This is a genomic window from Sphingobacterium sp. UBA2480, from assembly GCF_002341965.1.
Classification (GTDB): domain Bacteria; phylum Bacteroidota; class Bacteroidia; order Sphingobacteriales; family Sphingobacteriaceae; genus Sphingobacterium; species Sphingobacterium multivorum.
In genome coordinates this window covers 301,452-319,412 of record NZ_DDPA01000004.1, presented here as the reverse complement: position 1 = coordinate 319,412, position 17,961 = coordinate 301,452, and the positions used below count along the sequence as shown (strand labels likewise).

Here is a 17,961-nt window from a genome sequence, read left to right as displayed (position 1 = left end):
AATGGAAGCATATATAGTAGCAGGATTTCGTACAGCAGTAGGCAAAGCGCCCCGGGGAGTATTTCGCTTTATGCGGGCCGATGATTTAGCCACGGATGTTATTAAACATCTTGTATCCACTGTGCCGAATTTAAATAAAGAAGATATAGATGATGTCATTGTTGGGAATGCCATGCCGGAAGCGGAGCAGGGACTCAATATGGCCCGTTTCATTTCACTGATGGGATTGGACACGGATAAGGTCCCGGGTGTAACCGTTAACCGGTACTGCGCATCAGGCCTAGAAACCATTGCAACCGCGGTAGCAAAGATTAAGACTGGGATGGCAGATGTTATCATTGCCGGTGGTGTAGAGGTGATGTCCGGAATGCCTTTTGGAGGTTGGAAGATTGTGCCTAATCCTGTTGTGGCAAAAGAGCATCCTGACTGGTATTGGGGAATGGGATTGACTGCCGAAGCCGTAGCCAAAGATTACAATGTTTCACGCGAAGATCAGGATGCTTTTGCACTTAAATCAAATCAAAAGGCAGTTGCAGCTATTCAAAACGGTCATTTGAAAGATGGGATTGTGCCTATTACTGTAAAAGAAAATTATCTGAAAGACGGTAAGATTGCAACGCGCGAATATGTTGTTGATACAGATGAAGGTCCTCGGGCTGATACTTCCCTGGAGGCTTTAGGGAAACTAAAACCAGTCTTTGCAGCGAATGGTTCAGTAACGGCGGGGAATTCCTCACAAACTTCTGATGGAGCAGCATTTGTCTTGGTGATGTCTGAAGCAAAAGTGAAAGAACTTGGTGTTAAACCAATTGCAAAGCTTGTTAGTTTTGCTGTGGCAGGTGTTCCACCGCGCATTATGGGCATAGGGCCTATCTACGCTATTCCAAAGGCCTTGGCGAAAGCTGGGCTTAAAAAAGAAGATATTGATCTATTTGAACTGAATGAAGCTTTTGCGTCTCAATCGTTAGCCGTTATTCGCGAACTCGGATTAGACGAAGAGAAAGTGAATGTCAATGGTGGTGCTATAGCATTAGGGCATCCACTTGGTTGTACAGGCGCGAAATTGACAGTCCAAGTCCTAAATGAGTTAAAGCGTAGAGGCAAAAAATACGGCATGGTGACGATGTGTGTTGGAACTGGCCAAGGAGCAGCTGGTATTTTTGAGTTATTGGACTAAATAGGTCTTTAAAAACAGCGATATAATTAAAATATGGATCTCTGATCTCATAGCGAATAGAAGTATTTAACAACATTGTGGACAGCATTCGTCGCATAGTAAGATTTTGCTGCCCATACAAATCTAAAAAGACAATGAGCGAAAATAAAGCAATTAAAGGCGGAGAGTTCGTGATTAGGGAGACGCCCTATACAGCAGTTTTTATTCCGGAAGAATTTGATGAAGAAGCCAAAATGATTCGTCAAACTTGCTTGGATTTCTTGGATACGGAGGTATTGAACAAACTTGATCGTATAGATGCACAAGAAGAGGGGCTTATGCCTGGTTTGATGGATAAGGCCGGTGAACTCGGGATGCTGGGAGTTTCTATTCCCGAAGAATATGGTGGTTTCGGCAAAAATTTTAACACGTCTATGCTTGTTGCAGATGCGGTAGGTGGTGGGTTTTCTTTTGCTGTTGCATTGTCTGCTCATACGGGAATCGGAACACTGCCTATTTTGTATTATGGTAATGATGCCCAAAAGGCGAAATATATTCCAAAGCTTGCTACCGGTGAATGGAAAGCTTCATATTGTTTGACAGAGCCCAATGCCGGATCGGATGCAAATTCTGGACGTACCTCGGCAAAATTAAATGCTGAAGGAACACATTATTTGATCAATGGTCAAAAAATGTGGATTACAAATGGTGGTTTTGCAGATATCTTTATCGTATTTGCAAAAATCGATGATGATAAAAATCTGACGGCATTTATTGTCGAAAAGGATTTTGGTGGTATCACGATGAATCCAGAAGAACATAAATTAGGCATCAAAGGGTCGTCAACACGTCAAATCTTTTTTAATGACTGTGCCGTTCCCGTAGAAAATATGCTTTCTGATCGTGAAAACGGATTTAAGATTGCTGTAAATATCCTGAATATTGGACGTATAAAACTAGGCGCTGCCACAATTGGTTCGGCACGTATGGTGATTAATCATGCGGTGCAGTATGCTAATGAACGTGTGCAGTTTAATCTGCCGATTTCTAAATTTGGTGCCATTCGTTATAAGCTCGCTGAAATGGCAACACGTTTGTTTGCTGTGGAATCTGCGTCATATCGCGCGGGTCAAAATATCGATGATGCCTATGATGCACTGATTGCTGGTGGTATGGATGAAGCGAAAGCAAAATTGAAGTCTGTGGAGCAGTTCGCAATTGAGTGTGCTATCATCAAGGTATGGTGTTCGGAGATGTTGGATTATGTGGTTGATGAGGGCGTGCAAATCTATGGTGGAATGGGCTATTCTGCAGATGCGCCGATGGAACGCGCTTATCGGGACTCACGGATCAACAGGATTTTTGAAGGTACCAATGAAGTGAATCGATTACTTGTGGTTGACATGTTGTTAAAACGGGCCATGAAAGGTGAATTGGATCTGATGGGACCAGCGCAAGCTGTAGCCGGAGAGCTTCTAGCTATTCCGGATTTCGGTGAAGAGGACGACGCACCTTTTGCTGCAGAAAAGAAAATTGTGGCAAACCTTAAAAAAGCAGGCCTATTGATTGCCGGAGCAGCTGTGCAAAAATTGATGATGTCTCTTTCCAAAGAGGAGGAAATCCTCATGAACATTGCAGATATTATCGGGTATGTTTATATCACTGAGTCAGTCTTGTTGCGTGCGGAAAAATTGCTGCATACAGGATCAGCTAAAGCAGACTATGCGAAAGATATGGCTAAAATTTACCTGTATGGTGCTATTGATAAAGTTAGCGCTGCTGGCAAAGAAGCATTATATTCTTTTGGCGAAGGCGACGAACTGAATATGATGTTAGTTGGTTTGCGCAGATTCACAAAAGCACAGCCATTTAATGTGAAAGATGCACGTCAGCGAATCGCAAAAAAATTGATCGATGAGAATAAATATTGTTTTTGATTGATAATAGATTATTGGTTTTGGTTGATGGCCGGAGAGAAATCTTCGGCCATTTTTGTGTTACAATACTAGAAAGTAACGGTAATTATGTTAAATTTAACCTTTAAACCCTAACCATTCTATGACATCTTCAAAATCATTTGCATTTACAGAAGACTGGGTAGTCGTCATTTTGGGGATTGCTACCATATTTCTTGCTCTCTCAGGAATTGTTGCGCCGGTACCTAGTTTTTCGTGGAGTAATTCTGCCGAACTCGTCTCAACGATATTCGAACCGACCAATTTACTGAAGCTTTTTGAGCAGTTTATTTTTGTATTCGTTACGGCGATATTAGGCGCGTTTCTTTTGGGAAAATCTGTAAAATATTTATTAGTTGTATTTCCGACTGTATTTATCCTTACGGTATTTGCCCTGATTTTGGCAGGCAACGCAACGGTGAAAGAATATAATCTCGAAGCTGTGATTTTTAGTTTGATTATCGGTTTAATTATCAGCAATTGCTTTAAACTGCCCAATTGGTTTAAAGAGGCACTCAGTACGGAACTGTATGTCAAGATAGGCTTAATTTTGCTCGGAACGACAGTGATTTTCGGAGATATTCTCAAAGCGGGATCTTTGGGGCTTATTCAAGCACTGGCCGTTGTGCTGTCTGTTTGGTACTTCGCGTTTTGGATCTGTAAAAAGCTAAAGATTGACAAGGAAATGTCCCTGATGCTGTCGAGTGCGGTTTCTATTTGTGGCGTCTCCGCCGCAATAGCAACATCTGGAGCCATCAAAGGCGATAGCAAAAAACTTTCCTATGTGATTTCGTTGGTCCTGATTACAGCAATTCCAATGATGATTTTCATGCCCTATATGGCGGAGTGGATGGGCTTGTCGCAAGAAGTTACCGGAGCTTGGCTTGGAGGAAGTATTGATACAACCGGAGCTGTAGTAGCTTCTGGCTCCTTGGTCGGTGAAGAAGCGTTGAAGATCAGTACCATTGTGAAATTTTCCCAAAATGTATTGTTGGGGCTGGCTGCTTTTGCCATTAGTATTTATTGGACCTACGCTAAATCTGTTGATGATGAAACCAAGCGCGATAAACCGACATTGAAAATTATATGGGAGCGTTTCCCGAAGTTTGTGCTGGGATTTGTGTTTGCATCGTTGCTATTTTCATTCGTTATCTCCCCTGAGAAGATCGACGCCGTCAAAGGAAGTTTGAAAAACCTGCAGGGTCTCTGGTTTACCTTAGCATTTACATCAATAGGTTTGGAAACGAACTTTAAGGATCTTTTTGTCCAAGACAACAAGAAACCGCTATATGCCTTTCTGATTGCCCAGACTTTTAATGTTATTATTACTTTATTGATTGCGCTGGTGTTATTCCGCTAAGAAGGTAAGTGTTATGATCTGAGGCGGATCGTTAAATATGATTGTAAAAATGGCTGTCCAACAAGGACGGCCTTTTTTGTTCCGTGCTCCTCATACACTCTCGGATTCACCGCTTTTTACAGCTCACTTCATAAGTCCAAAGCCAGCCGCATGCAGTAGATCATCTTGACGACGACTGTAGCTTTCATGATTTTTTACACCGGATGAAATGCGATTAGCCTTTTTATTCTCTTTAAGTGCCTTAAAATTAATGGTTAAGGGTATTTTAAAAAAAATATTATTAAATCTATCAAATTAGTAGTCTTTTAAAAAATATTTATATATTTGTATCGTTATCTGATTTTCAGGTAAATAGAAAGGTGGGCAAAAAAGACTGACTTGACTATGAATCCAACTAACCATGAAATTGATTTTGTAGAAAGGTATGTATTTAAAGTTGTTTGAAATTGCCACGCTATAAGTGCATATATGGATTTGCTTTATGCAGTATGAAATAAAAGAAAATAACAAGATAAAAAGAATGAAACAAAATTACTCTTCAAAAACAAGTTTATTGGTTGCTTCGGTAGAAGGAGCTGTTGTTGGCCTAGAAAGTTGCCAAAAACGAATGTGTTGTTAAAATTTCTCTCTTACACTCTCTTATATTAGAAAAGGGAAGCCGAGGCTTCCCTTTCACAAAGTTTTAACAATGAAGCAAGTATCGATTGGCGTTGGCACTTGTTTAGATTCACCATTAAACTGAATAAATTTATGAAAAAAAATGCTATTTTTCGAATTAGCGTCGTTTTTAGCTTGCTTTTAACGGGTTCTTACCACAGCTATGCGCAAGTAGAAAATCCTAAACCTATTATAAATGCCTCATTAACAGGTACCGTAATTGACGCCGTAACAAAAGAACCATTACAGGGGGTAACGGTTCAGCTGGAAGCTGTTACGCACCAAGTAAAAACAGACAGTAAAGGAGTTTTTCAGTTTGTAACTGGACAAAAATTACCATTTTCATTGATCGTATCCATCGTCGGTTATCAAACTCGTCACATCGTGGTAGATCATTCTCCTGCCGTGATTGAACTTACACCACGATTGGAAGCTTTGGATCAAGTGGTCGTCACCGCACGTCGCCGTAAAGAGCAATTGCAGGACGTGCCTATTCCCGTATCAATTATTCGTGGAGCAGCATTAGAAGATGCAGGTGCTTTTAATGTTAACCGGTTGAAAGAACTGGTGCCAACTGTTCAGTTGTATGCATCGAACGCACGTAATACAACACTTAACATACGCGGACTTGGTTCCACCTATGGCCTCACCAATGATGGGATTGATCCTGGTGTTGGGTTTTATCTTGATGGCGTATATATTGCTCGTCCTGCCGCAACTTGGCTGGACTTCATTGATATTGATCAGATTGAAGTACTGCGGGGACCACAGGGTACCCTCTTTGGAAAAAATACAACCGCGGGAGCTTTCAATATCACCTCACGTCTGCCTCAATTTACGCCCGAGGCCAATGTGGAAGTCAGCTATGGAAACCAGGGGTTTATTCAGGCGAAGACTTCAATCTCAGGACCATTGGCAAAAAACTTGGCTGCGAGAGCTTCTTTCTCTGGTACACAGCGGGATGGAAACTTGTTTAATGTACATACCAATAGGAAGATCAATGATATCAACAACCTGGGCTTTAGAGGGCAATTGCTGTTTACCCCAACCGAAAATATCAAACTCGTACTTTCTGGGGACGTGTCATCACAAAAACCGGACGGTTATGGCTGGGCGGTTGCCGGAGTTGTAAAAACACAGCGTGCAGACTATAGACAGTTTGATGCAATTATTAAAGATCTTGGCTACGAGTTGCCCTATAAAAGTGCTTTCGAACGTAAGATAGATCTGGATACGCAATCCAAAGCCGATAATAAATTGGGTGGGGTCGCATTGAATGCCGATATCAAGATTGGAGAAGGGACACTGACCTCTACTTCTGCTTGGCGAACATGGACGTGGGTTCCGCTCAATGACCGTGATTACTTAGGACTTCCGGTATACACCGTTTCAGCAGGTAATTCCGTCCATAACCAGTGGTCACAGGAGTTCAGATACTCTGGGAAAATCAGTGAAAAGGTCAGCGGGGTTGTTGGGTTATTTGGCCTTTGGCAGGATCTGGGCACAGACCCTGTACATACCGAAGAAACAGGATCTGCCTTTTGGCGTTTTCAAAAAAGCTCTACCAGTGCTTTGTGGCAAACTCCGGGCTTATTCGATAATTTTGGAATCAAGACTGTTTATGGCATCAAGAGTACGAGTTTAGCTGCTTATACGCAGATCGATTGGGCTGTTACGCCAAAATTACACATCTTACCTGGTTTGCGTTACAACTATGATAAAAAGGTTGCAAACTACGATAGACAGACCTATGGCGGCTTGCAGACATCAGACCCCGCATTGCTTGCCTTAAAGAATGGTGTGTATACAAACCAGACTTTTGATGTCAATGCTGATGCCGATAATTTTTCAGGCCAGCTCTCGGCAAGATATCGCTTCAATCCGAAGATAAATGCTTATGCAACTTATTCCATTAGCTATAAGCCAGTCGGTATCAATGTCGGTGGATTGCCGACAGCAAATGGAGCAGTGCTGCTGGATCTCGCCGAAGTAAAACCGGAGGCTGTCCGTCATAAGGAAATTGGTGTGAAGACGAATCCGACACGCAATGCACTCCTCAATCTGACCGTCTACCAAACGGATATCAAAGACTATCAGACGCAAGTGCAGACACCAGAGCCTGGGGTAAACCGTGGTTATCTGGCCAATGCCGAAAAGGTACGTGTAAAGGGTGTTGAATTGGATGGTAATATCAACATCGGACATTTTCTCCGATTGAATGGAGCATTGGCCTATACTGATGCCAAATATGTTAAATTTACCAACGCACCTGTTCCCTTAGAAGAGGTTGGCGGAGCGCAAGCTTTTAAAGATATCTCTGGTGGCGTCCTTCCTGGTGTTTCCAAATGGTCCTGGTCCTTGGGTGGCGAAGCGAATAAAAGTGGGAAGTTGATCGGAATTAATGGATCTTACTTTTTGGGCGCAGACCTATTTCACCGGTCTAAATTCTCATCCAGTTCCTCACCATCACAGTACCTAAACATTGATGCCTATTCGGTATTGAACGCTCGGCTAGGATTCAGGGGATCGAATGGTATTTCGGTGTTTGTGTGGAGTAGAAATCTAACCAATAAAGATTACTACGAACAATTGCTGGCAGCACCTGGAAGCTATGGACAGTATGCAGGAGTAGTTGCCGATCCGCGGACTTACGGTGTTACACTGCGATACAATTGGAAACAAGGAAATTAAATCCGTAATTCATATTATATTTTTATCGACCGTCTCCATTTCGTTATGGGGACGGTTTTTGTTTTGCGCTAATTTTCAATAGCTCCTTTTTTTATATATGGAAATTTGTATCTTAAATCATCATTAAGGTGAATGATTTGCGCATGAACGAAAAAGAGCTTTTACAACACTATAAAACAAGCGGTGACTTGTCTACGCTGGGGAAACTATATTCGCCCTATATGTCCTTGCTTTATGGTGTGTGCTTTAAATACTTACAAGACCCCGACCGTAGTCAGGATGCTGTGATGCAGATATTTGAAGAACTTATCACGAAGCTTCGGCAATATGAAGTCGATAATTTTAAGAGCTGGTTACACGTTTACAGCAAAAATTATTGCCTGATGCAGTTACGTAAAGATAAGCGGACAACACAGGTTGATATTGAAGACAATTTGTTCGAAAGTGAACAAAAGTTAAATGAGACCAGTGAAGTCAAATGGGAAGAAAAAGACTTTGAGAAACTGGAGGGATGTATGCAGACTTTAAACCACGAACAACAAGAATGTGTACGTTTATTCTATCTCGAGCAAAAATGTTATAAAGATATTGCAGATTTGACCGGATATGACTTGAATAAGGTCAAGAGTGCTATTCAAAATGGAAAGCGCAATCTAAAAATCTGTATGGAAAGGAAAGAAAATGGAAAATAATTATCAATTATCACGGATTCATAATTACATCCATGGTTTGATGACTAAGGAGGACATGTTTCAACTGGAACGGGAAGCATTGGAAGATCCCTTTTTACAAGATGCTATCGATGGTTATCGATTACAAAATGGTGTGGATGCCCGACAATTGAGTCTATTGCAGCAACGTCTCAATCGTCGTGTAGAAGATACCGTTGCGACAAGACATGCCCAATATTTCACTTGGCAGCGTCTGGCGATAGGTGCTACCGCAGGGGTACTTTTTGTGACTTTATTGGCCTTGCTCTATTTTAAACATTTTAGCGGTAAAGCGGAGCGTACAACGGATGTAGAGTTGAGCGAGCCTGAAAATAAGGTGTCTGTTGAACCATTGTTGGATGGAGGTGATGCAACGCCGCGTGAAGGATGGAAAATTTTTGAACAGTACCTCAATCAGAAGTCCGTTACATCTGTAAGAGGAGGCGAAATTATTGTCAATTTTACAATCGACAAAAATGGAGTGCCTACTCATATCAGTGCTGAAGGACAACCAGATCAGGCTCTCGTTGATGAAGCGGTTCGACTTCTGCAGTTTGGGCCAAAATGGCAGGGAACAAAAGGGCGTCTGAAAATTGTGTTCCCCGTCAAAGAGGAACGGAACTCGGCAAAAGTAACTGTAATTAAACCGCCGCATTGTTTTGGAATCGAAAAAAAATAATAGTGATCTGATAAAAAGCAGCGAGCCATTTCTTTAATAGGAAATGGCTCGCTGCTTTTTTATATAGTCTGAATTACTTAAAATGCATATCTCAGGCCTAATTGTACTTGATAAGGATTACCATTTAAATTGGATACCCCCACACCAGAACTCATATTATAAATATATTGTTGACTGGTTGCATCAAAGCTTTTGATGGCATATAGATTTTGCTTACCCAGATTGTGTCCTACACCCCAAGTTTTTTTCAATAGGTTGGCTACATTGAAAATGTCTATCGAAGCTTCAATGCCATGTTTCTTGTAAACTTTTAGATTTTTAGCCAAATGTAAGTCAAATACGCCGTAAAAACCGTTGATGCCGCCGTTTCTTTCGGCGATGCGGTCGAGGTTACCATTGATGTATTTTTTAATGCTCTGTTCTGCCTTTGGATTATCCAAAATGGCTTGAATGCCCGATTTGATGTAATCGGGTGTGTTTTTATTGCTGGGGTTGTAAACGAAGGCAAGATCGTTGGAATTTACAAAATCACCATTAACATTCCCGTTAACCGCTAGGGAATAGCGCGTTCCTGCAATTCCGCTAAAACGTAAACCCATAGATACACCCCATAGCGATGGCATAGTACCATAAAAAACAACTTTATGGCGGAATTGATTGTCCGAATACGTCATCGTACTCAAGTCGCGTGGATCATCTTTCACCATCAGCGAAAGGGTAGCGGAATTTGCGACGTTGCCGTTGTAGGAGGTATTGTCTTTTGTGTCGTTCCAGGTGTAAGATACGGTTATCTGCCCGTCTTTATAATAACGATAAGTTCCGTCCAGCACAACCGTATAAGAATTGTTTTTTCCTTCACTGTTCATTTCCAGTACGCGGCCTATTTGTTTTGTTTTACGGCTATTGGTCCAGTTGGCGGCACCGTTTGTCGTATTGATGCTTGATGCCGGAACATACACCCCACGGTTACCTTCGGCGGTCAGCCTAAAGTAAGGATCCTCCACCATATTGCGATCTACATACATATAATTGTTGCGCCCCCAGGTTCCGTAAGCGCTTAAACCGATGCGTAGCGAAGGTGTGAAAAAGTGATTGATGGAAATATTCGCTTTATATACAGTTGGCACTTTTACATCCTTGCTATTGGTATTGATGGTAACAAGTTTTTCGATCTTCGGGTTGTCCAGCAGTTCGCGCCCTGGAGCTGTATCGGGGTCTTGGCGATATCCTGCAAAATTTGGTTTGGGAATTAAAGTAGGGTCAGTAATATCTACACCGGCAATGCGTGAGCCATCAAACAACATATTGTTTAACATAGAATAGGGGTTGAGGGCCGAACCGAATATACCAGCGCCAAAACGGATTATATTTTTCTTTTCTTCATTGATATCCCAGTTGAACTGCACGCGGGGTTGTATCTGAAAAGTGTTGATACCATTATCGGTTGAAAGGCCCAGTTCGTCATAGACTGTTTGGTTGAATGTAGCCTTCTTTAGGTATTTCGTATTGTCCAGACGTAGGCCGCCGACAACATCAAGACCCCTAGCGATTTTAGCTTCCATCTGTCCATAGAGACCTACAGCTAGATTGTTGACCAAGGTGTTTTCTTTGTCAGTCATATATACATCACGGGCATAGCGATAAGGAGTCAGGTTATCGAAATTTTGTAGACCAGTAAAATAGAAACGACCATTCATTTCGCTGCCGTAGCGGAAATCCATGTTCGTATACATGACATCTGCACCGAAGGTATATTTGATTTTATCTGTGTTATAATAGAGGTTGTTGACCAGTTGTAACATATTTCCGTTGAACCATTCTGGTGCATAACGCTGACCACCAAGCTGTATTGAATTGGTATATTTATTTGTGCCGTCCACCGATTGAACAGATTCAACGATCGCACGTGGAATACTGTGTGACTGATCAAATCCAGCTACATTGTGCTGTGCTTCAGAACGCTCATAAAAATGTTGCACCTTCAAATCGTTGGTCAATTTGGAACTTATCGACGTGCGCAAGGAGGCCATGAGGCTGTTGTTAATATACCTTCTGTTGGTGTAGGATTCAAAAGCATTGATGCCTGTATTGTCTCCCTCTTGTTGATTGTCCATGTCGTAGACAAAGTTGTTCCGAATAGTCAATAAGTTTTTATCGTTCAATTGCCAATCAATGCGGGCGAAGGCCGCGTCGGTCTTTTTCTTCTTGTCAAAGGAACCAAACAGGCGATCGGCACTTGCACCATATTTACCTACAGCAATGCGGGTAAACTCATCTAATGTAGCCTGGGTTACTTTGTAACGTGCAATGTCCTCCGTTGTTTGAATGTCTGCGATCTGAAGAGGACGGGTGTCCATCTGACGGTCCCAAGTTACAAAGAAGTGAGCTTTGTCTTTTATGATTGGACCTCCAAGTGAGAATCCATATTGATAGGTGGAGAATTTTTGTTTTCGGGCTGTTCCATTGAGGTTGTACTTACTCGAAAGCCAACCTGCCCGGGCAAAAGTAAATGCACTTCCAGTTAACGTATTTGTACCGGATTTGGTTACGGTGGTAATGCTGCCCCCTCCGCTGCGACCGAATGTGACATCGTAGTCATTGGTCACTACTTTGAACTCTCGAATGGCTTCCATAGAGATTGAATAAGCTCCGCCGCTATTTCCACCGGCCACTGTACTGCGTGAATTCATTCCGTCTACCGTAAAATTGGTCGATGAAGCGCGCTGTCCAGCTAGATTTGTACCACTGCTGACAGGCGATAAATCAATCAGAGAGGAAAAATTACGTCCATTTACAGGCATTTTTTTGAGGTCATTGGCCGTAATGGCGGTAGATGCACCCAATGTCTTGATCTTGTTTTTTAGGTCAGCCGCAGTGCCTTGAACGATAACTTCATCCAATTTATTTTCAGCTGATGATAAGGTGAAATCCACATTGAGTTCGTCACCATAGCTCAATTTATAGTCGGTCTTTTTTTGTTCTGCATAGCCAACGTGGTTGATTGTGATGCTGTATGGCGAACCCAAAGGTAATTGCTGAAAGGTATAGACACCATTTTGGTTGGTCAGTGTCGTTTGTTTAAATCCTGTTGATTCATTCCTTACCGATACAGATGTTCCTTTTACAGGCCCATTGTTGTCTATGATCCGACCTGTAATCGTCGCTTCGGTACCCTGAGCCCAACTGTTGGTTGGAATTTGGAAAAATGTAATAATGGTTAATACCATTAACCAAACGATGTTTCTTTGCATAATAATTTCACTTTTTAGTTGATTAGCGTCTGTCACAAGTATGTTGCGAAATTATCTCTGCAAGATTGTTAAATGGTTAAGATCTCATTATGAAATATTTAATAAAAATGGGTTTTGATGGTCCGTCATGCATAATTAATTAACCTATAAACAGCGAGCGGCTCAGATACCTCTAAGCCGCTCGCTGTTTATTATAAAGTTGAGAAGATTTATTCTTCCCAACGAATTTTATCTGCAATTGGTGTGCGGATAGGTTCGCGTGCCTCAGATTGATGGTGTCCTAAGTAGAATAGACCAATACATTTTTGATTTTCTTCGAGATTTAAGAAACCACCCAAATGATTGATTAAACCGGGAGTCGCCCAGTATCCACCAATGTTTAGCGAGTGTGCAGCTAACCACATGTTTTCAACTGCTGCAGCTGTACAGGCCAATTCTTCCCATTCGGGAACTTCACCTGTATAATTGACAACAATAGCGATCGCAACGTTTGACTGTGTTGCTTTTTTGCCCATTGTTATTTCTGTTGCTTCAGTGTACTTCTCTGCTGGTGTTACCGATTTGTAAATACGTGATAACTCCGTGCCCAAACGTTCCAATCCCTCTTTGCGGAAGATGACAAAACGCCAAGGTTGTGTCCTTTTATGTGTTGGAGCAGCATTGGCCGCTTCCAAGATACTCAAGATATCTTCTTTACTGACTTCTTCTTCAGTGAAGGAAGCTTGAAATACTGATCTTCTGTAGTGTATTGCCTTTAATACGTCGTTTTTCATTATAATTTATTTTTCCTTTATGCTTTTTCTTCCCATAAAGATACAACATGCAAAATTGTTTTGACGGCTTTTTCCATATCTTGTACAGCTACCCACTCTTGTTTTCCATGGAAAGCATGCCCTCCGGCAAAAATATTTGGACAAGGCAGCCCCATAAACGAAAGACGGGAGCCATCTGTTCCACCACGGATACTTCTTCTTTCGGCTACCATTCCTGCTCGGTTGATGGCTTCCATCCCGATTTCCATAATTTCAGGATGCTGATCCAGCACTTCTTTCATATTACGGTATTGTTCTTTTACAACAAAAGTATAAGTACAGTTTGGATATTGCTCCACGATTGATTTTGCTATACCTTCCAGTTCATCTTCATGTTTCTTGAGATTGGCCGTAACGTGATCACGTACGATAAATTGAATTTCTGCTTTTTCCACAGATCCACTGATATGAACAGGATGTACGAAACCGTCTTTTTTGTTGGTGCTTTCAGGTGAAAGCCTATCTTTCGGTAGCGCCTCAATTATTGCACTGGCGATTTTGATGGCGCTTTGCATCTTCCCTTTAGCAAAACCTGGATGCACCGATACGCCATGAATAGTTAATGTAGCTCCATCTGCGGAAAATGTTTCATCTTCGATGGTTCCGGCTCTTTCACCATCCATGGTATAAGCGAAATCTGCTGCTAAACGTTTTAAATCTGCTTTATCAACACCTCTACCAATCTCTTCATCCGGTGTGAAAAGAATTTTGATGTCACCATGTTTGATTTCAGGATGTTTCATTAATAAACGGGCAGCATCCATGATTTCGGCCACACCTGCTTTGTCATCTGCACCGAGTAAAGTAGTGCCACTCGCTGTAATGATATCATGGCCAATTTGATTGGCTAGATCGGGATGTTCGGCATATTTGATGATAATACTATTGTCATCAGGAAGCACAAGATCTTGGCCCTGATAGTTAGCATGAACCAGTGGTTTTACATCTTTTCCAGAAGAGTCCGGAGATGTATCCATATGAGAACAGAAACAGATAACGGGAACTTGCTTTGTGGTATTGGATGGAATAGTTGCGTAAATATATCCATTTTCATCCATTGCCGCGTCTGAAATACCCAATGCCAGCAACTCCGTTACAAGTAACTTTCCTAGGTTCTTTTGCTTTTCTGTAGAAGGACATGTTGGTGAATTTGCATCAGATTGTGTGTCAATCTGTACATAGCGTTGAAATCTTTCGGATACCGAAAAATCACTTATGTTGTTGATCTCAAATGTGCTCATTTTCTAATAGCCCTAATGTGATAAGGGTGGTCAAACTTAGATAAATTGCTTTTTATTTGCAATTTAATTTGGTTGCATTTACAAACAATTTACCCTTCATACATGCGTTTGACGCTATTGTAACAAATGGGCAATAACAGAAAGGGATCGGAGCGGATAGAATCCTAATTTTCCTAAAGAGAATGTACCGCTAAAGAAAATGTATCGCTAGATAGCATTGTGCTGGAGATCTTTTGAGCTGTTTGGTTTATCCATGGATAGGAAAAAAGAAATCATGATGGTCCTGCATCAATTAAAACCTTCATGACTTCGCAGACACCAACAGCAATGAAAGCAAACTGAAGGTTCTTCCTGGCCAATAAGACCAGACAATTTCAGATAAAAAAAGGACCTATCAAATTGTTGACAGGTCCTTTTTTTACATGTAAATCGTGTTCTATTTCTTTTGATCAGCGTAACCAAATACCTTCTGCAGGATATTGGTATTTCTACTGCCACCTATGTTGTGTCTAATTTTTGACTCCTGGTCGGCAACTTTGATAAATAGACCATCTATTGCTTTCTGCGTAACATATGCCGTAAGATTTGTCTCCACTTTATTGCCTAAAGGAAGGTTGTTGTAAGCTGTTGTCAATTGGGTCCAGTACTGGTCCACATTGTTTGTACCCATGGCAGATTTGATAACAGGACTAAACTTGTTTGTTAATTCGGTCGATGTATTTGTTTTAAAAAACGTTGTCGCGGCGTCTTCTTTGCTACCTAAAAGAATGTTGGTTGCATCTGTAATCGTCATCTTCGAAAGTGCATTGACAAATACTGGGGCAGCCTCTTTAACGGCTCCCTCCGCAGCTCTGTTCATGCTCTGTATAAACTGATCGCACAATTTCCCCATCCCAACAGCACGAAGCGTTTTTTCTACTTTCTGTGCTTCGGCAGGCATCAAAATCTTTACTGCTGCATCTCCCAAAAAACCATCCTTCTTGGCTAGAGATTCGATACTCAGATTTAAGCCGTTGCTTAAAGCCTGTTTGATTCCCAACGATGCATCCTTATTGGACAAAGATGCCAAGGTATTCGATTTTGATGCTATTGCGGTCGTATTTGTTGTTGTCGTTGTTTTGGTACTGTCGGTCTGGCCCTGATTTGCTTTTGCCAATGTCTCACTGATTTTCTTAAAAATCTGTGCTTCGCTTGCATTGGAATAAAGTAATCCGGAGACAAATAGTGTACAATATAATAGTGGAAATTTCATCATGTTTTTATTTTGCTGTCAAAATTAAACATATCGACTGTTAATTTATGTGAAAGTTTAAACCAATTGCCAGGAAACATAGCTATTGTCGGGAATCGTAGCAGATACGCTACAGCGTGCTGAGTCCCTATTCCTGATGCGGTGTAAATAAAAGCTGTCCCACAAAATAAAACAGCAGATCCTAAGCGAACCTGCTGTTTGTGTTATAGGGTTGTTGTTATTAACAAGATATTATTTCCAGGAGAGTGTCGTTGCTACTGGAAAGTGATCCGATGGAAATTTATTCATGTATGTATCGGTCAGGATACCATATTTTTTTACTTGGAAAGGTTTGGTGATAAAAATATGGTCTATGCGGCCTGTTGGTCTAATGCTTTTGCCCCAACCATTGAAAGAAGAATTGGGCTCATATTTAAATGTTGCCAATTCATGTACATCAGTGACCACTTTGCTATTGGCCAAGGTGAAGTAAGCATCATCTTTTTCATCGACGTTGAAGTCGCCTGTTAAAATTAATGGTAGGTCTTTGGCAAACTCTTTTGCTTTTGTCAGAATCAATTTTGCACTTTCGGTACGTGCAGTACGACCGATATGGTCAAAATGTGTATTCATAAAGATAAAGCGTTTTTTGTTGGCCTTGTCTTCAAAGATACCCCAGGTACAGATTCGCGGTAGTGCTGCATCCCAGCCTTTATTCGGGTGTTCGGTATCTGTGGCTGAAAGCCAGAAAGTTCCACTCTTTATCGCTTTAAAGCGATTTGTATTGTAATAAATCGCCGAGTGCTCGCCCTCTTGTGCACCATCGTCGCGACCTACACCCACGTAATCAAATCCAGGAAGGAGCTTTTTGAGATCTTGAACCTGATCAAAAAAACCTTCTTGGATACCAAAGATATCAAAACCATGGTATTTGATCAGATTGGTAAGCGGGACTTTCCGGTCGTTCCACATGTTATCGACATCGACGGTATTTCTTTGGCGGATATTATAACTGCCTGCAATAAATTCCTGCCCATACGATAGGAGGGATAAACACAGCGCTATAACGAGAAAAAGACTTTTTTTCATTTATTTGAATTATTTATGCTATTTATGAGTGATCTTCATGTGTTTAAATGAACTCGTTTCACTCGGTTATTTGTTCATCATTTATTCTTTATATAAAGGCAATCATGCTGCCTCGGACGACACGAGTGTTTAGTTTCATCGCTATAAATGTCCTTTGTTCACTCGGTTTGTCCTTATTTCTTTAATATGCGGAGCAACAACTCAGGTTCATCAGTGGTAATAAAATCAATTTTCTGATTGATTAGATTTGTCATTTCTTCTTCTGTGTTTACGGTCCATGCATTCACTTTCATACCAAGTTGATGCGCATCTTTCAGCCATGTCGCATTCTTTTTAAAGACGGAAAAGTGATAATCCACCCCATTAATCCCAGCAGATTTTACATCTGAAGGAGATTTATCTCCTGTAAGATATTGGATATTAGCCTTAGGAGCCAATTCGTGGATCTTTTGACAAGCTTCAAAGCTGAAGGAAATGTAATCCGTAATTTTCTCAGCTTTTAAGCTTTTGACCATTTCAACCGTTTTTGTGGTCGCTTCAAGCGTACGCTCGACCCCAAGTTTATTGATTTTCAACTCAAGGATAAGGCGTAAACCCTTTAATTTTTTTCCAGCATTAATATATTCTTCCAACGTGGGAATGGATTCACCGTTAGGATGTTTCTTTTCTAAGAGCTCTTTGTAGGTTGCCGTTGCGATATCAATGCCATAGAAATCATTGTCATGGTTGACCACAAGAATATTGTCTTTGGTCAAATGTACATCAAACTCGGATCCGAAGAGCTTGAGTTCGTGGGCCGCTGTTAAGGAAGCAATGGAATTTTGCGGAAGATGGCTGTTTTTCCATACGCCACGATGTGCAATGGCTTTCGTTTGTGCGAATAATGCGGAGGATGAGATTACCATAGCCAGTGTCAGACAGCTAAAAATATGTTTTTTCATGCTATAATTATGTATGAGTGTTTGTTTTCAACGGCATAATGTGCACGTTTCACTCGGTGATTTATTCCTATTCTATGTATTTATAATACCGATTACGATACTAGCAGTAAAAATCGACCTTGGTGACAGGATCGTTTCTTACAAATTTGTTTAAAAGCTGATTTTACATGGAACAAAAAAAGTGGTAC

General features: G+C 41.2%; 12 protein-coding genes. 6 read left to right on the top strand and 6 right to left on the bottom strand.

What is annotated here, in order from left to right; translation table 11 throughout:
- Window position 1 precedes the first annotated feature (1 nt).
- The 6 genes from B3600_RS08770 (at window position 2) to B3600_RS08745 (ending at window position 9,208) form a co-directional block, all read left to right on the top strand.
- Window positions 2-1,177, top strand: a complete 1,176-nt coding sequence (locus B3600_RS08770) for an acetyl-CoA C-acyltransferase (protein ID WP_070570298.1) — start codon at window positions 2-4, stop codon at window positions 1,175-1,177.
- A 134-nt stretch (window positions 1,178-1,311) separates the two neighbouring features.
- Window positions 1,312-3,093 (top strand): acyl-CoA dehydrogenase family protein, encoded by a 1,782-nt coding sequence (locus tag B3600_RS08765; RefSeq protein ID WP_286752719.1) that lies wholly within the window; start codon window positions 1,312-1,314, stop codon window positions 3,091-3,093.
- 121 nt (window positions 3,094-3,214) lie between these two features.
- Window positions 3,215-4,471 carry a YeiH family protein gene (locus B3600_RS08760; protein ID WP_286752718.1) on the top strand — a complete coding sequence of 419 codons (1,257 nt, stop codon included), beginning with the start codon at window positions 3,215-3,217 and terminating at the stop codon, window positions 4,469-4,471.
- Between the two features lie 750 nt (window positions 4,472-5,221).
- Window positions 5,222-7,819, top strand: coding sequence for a TonB-dependent receptor (locus B3600_RS08755; protein ID WP_286752717.1), 2,598 nt, complete (start codon window positions 5,222-5,224; stop codon window positions 7,817-7,819).
- 143 nt (window positions 7,820-7,962) lie between these two features.
- Window positions 7,963-8,511 (top strand): RNA polymerase sigma factor, encoded by a 549-nt coding sequence (locus B3600_RS08750; RefSeq protein WP_286752716.1) that lies wholly within the window; start codon window positions 7,963-7,965, stop codon window positions 8,509-8,511.
- Complete coding sequence (locus B3600_RS08745) at window positions 8,501-9,208, top strand: hypothetical protein (RefSeq protein WP_286752715.1); 708 nt, start codon at window positions 8,501-8,503, stop codon at window positions 9,206-9,208. Before B3600_RS08750 ends, B3600_RS08745 begins: the two co-directional genes overlap by 11 nt.
- Window positions 9,209-9,285: 77 nt before the next feature.
- On the opposite strand, the gene B3600_RS08740 is transcribed toward B3600_RS08745, so the two are convergent.
- The 6 genes from B3600_RS08740 to B3600_RS08715 all read right to left on the bottom strand — a co-directional run bounded on the left by B3600_RS08740 (window position 9,286) and on the right by B3600_RS08715 (window position 17,773).
- Complete coding sequence (locus B3600_RS08740; protein WP_286752714.1) at window positions 9,286-12,459, bottom strand: TonB-dependent receptor; 3,174 nt, start codon at window positions 12,457-12,459, stop codon at window positions 9,286-9,288.
- A gap of 209 nt (window positions 12,460-12,668) precedes the next feature.
- Window positions 12,669-13,232: a nitroreductase family protein gene (locus B3600_RS08735; protein ID WP_236560304.1), complete on the bottom strand. Its 564-nt coding sequence runs from the start codon at window positions 13,230-13,232 to the stop codon at window positions 12,669-12,671.
- Window positions 13,233-13,249: 17 nt separating this feature from the next.
- Window positions 13,250-14,512, bottom strand: coding sequence for a peptidase T (gene pepT / locus B3600_RS08730; RefSeq protein ID WP_112375015.1), 1,263 nt, complete (start codon window positions 14,510-14,512; stop codon window positions 13,250-13,252).
- A gap of 436 nt (window positions 14,513-14,948) precedes the next feature.
- Window positions 14,949-15,767, bottom strand: a complete 819-nt coding sequence (locus B3600_RS08725; protein WP_286752713.1) for a DUF4197 domain-containing protein — start codon at window positions 15,765-15,767, stop codon at window positions 14,949-14,951.
- A 228-nt stretch (window positions 15,768-15,995) separates the two neighbouring features.
- On the bottom strand, window positions 15,996-16,832 hold the full coding sequence (locus B3600_RS08720) for an endonuclease/exonuclease/phosphatase family protein (RefSeq protein WP_286752712.1): 837 nt from the start codon (window positions 16,830-16,832) through the stop codon (window positions 15,996-15,998).
- A gap of 173 nt (window positions 16,833-17,005) precedes the next feature.
- The gene (locus B3600_RS08715; RefSeq protein WP_286752711.1) at window positions 17,006-17,773 is read right to left on the bottom strand and encodes a glycerophosphodiester phosphodiesterase; all 768 of its coding nucleotides are present in this window, start codon (window positions 17,771-17,773) and stop codon (window positions 17,006-17,008) included.
- Window positions 17,774-17,961 lie beyond the last annotated feature (188 nt).

What these genes read in the sequence shown, in the direction of transcription:
- B3600_RS08770 (WP_070570298.1), top strand. Translation starts at nt 2, where the DNA reads ATGGAAGCATATATAGTAGCAGGATTTCGTACAGCAGTAGGCAAAGCG.
- B3600_RS08765 (WP_286752719.1), top strand. Translation starts at nt 1,312, where the DNA reads ATGAGCGAAAATAAAGCAATTAAAGGCGGAGAGTTCGTGATTAGGGAG.
- B3600_RS08760 (WP_286752718.1), top strand. Translation starts at nt 3,215, where the DNA reads ATGACATCTTCAAAATCATTTGCATTTACAGAAGACTGGGTAGTCGTC.
- B3600_RS08755 (WP_286752717.1), top strand. Translation starts at nt 5,222, where the DNA reads ATGAAAAAAAATGCTATTTTTCGAATTAGCGTCGTTTTTAGCTTGCTT.
- B3600_RS08750 (WP_286752716.1), top strand. Translation starts at nt 7,963, where the DNA reads ATGAACGAAAAAGAGCTTTTACAACACTATAAAACAAGCGGTGACTTG.
- B3600_RS08745 (WP_286752715.1), top strand. Translation starts at nt 8,501, where the DNA reads ATGGAAAATAATTATCAATTATCACGGATTCATAATTACATCCATGGT.
- B3600_RS08740 (WP_286752714.1), bottom strand. Translation starts at nt 12,459, where the DNA reads ATGCAAAGAAACATCGTTTGGTTAATGGTATTAACCATTATTACATTT.
- B3600_RS08735 (WP_236560304.1), bottom strand. Translation starts at nt 13,232, where the DNA reads ATGAAAAACGACGTATTAAAGGCAATACACTACAGAAGATCAGTATTT.
- pepT (WP_112375015.1), bottom strand. Translation starts at nt 14,512, where the DNA reads ATGAGCACATTTGAGATCAACAACATAAGTGATTTTTCGGTATCCGAA.
- B3600_RS08725 (WP_286752713.1), bottom strand. Translation starts at nt 15,767, where the DNA reads ATGATGAAATTTCCACTATTATATTGTACACTATTTGTCTCCGGATTA.
- B3600_RS08720 (WP_286752712.1), bottom strand. Translation starts at nt 16,832, where the DNA reads ATGAAAAAAAGTCTTTTTCTCGTTATAGCGCTGTGTTTATCCCTCCTA.
- B3600_RS08715 (WP_286752711.1), bottom strand. Translation starts at nt 17,773, where the DNA reads ATGAAAAAACATATTTTTAGCTGTCTGACACTGGCTATGGTAATCTCA.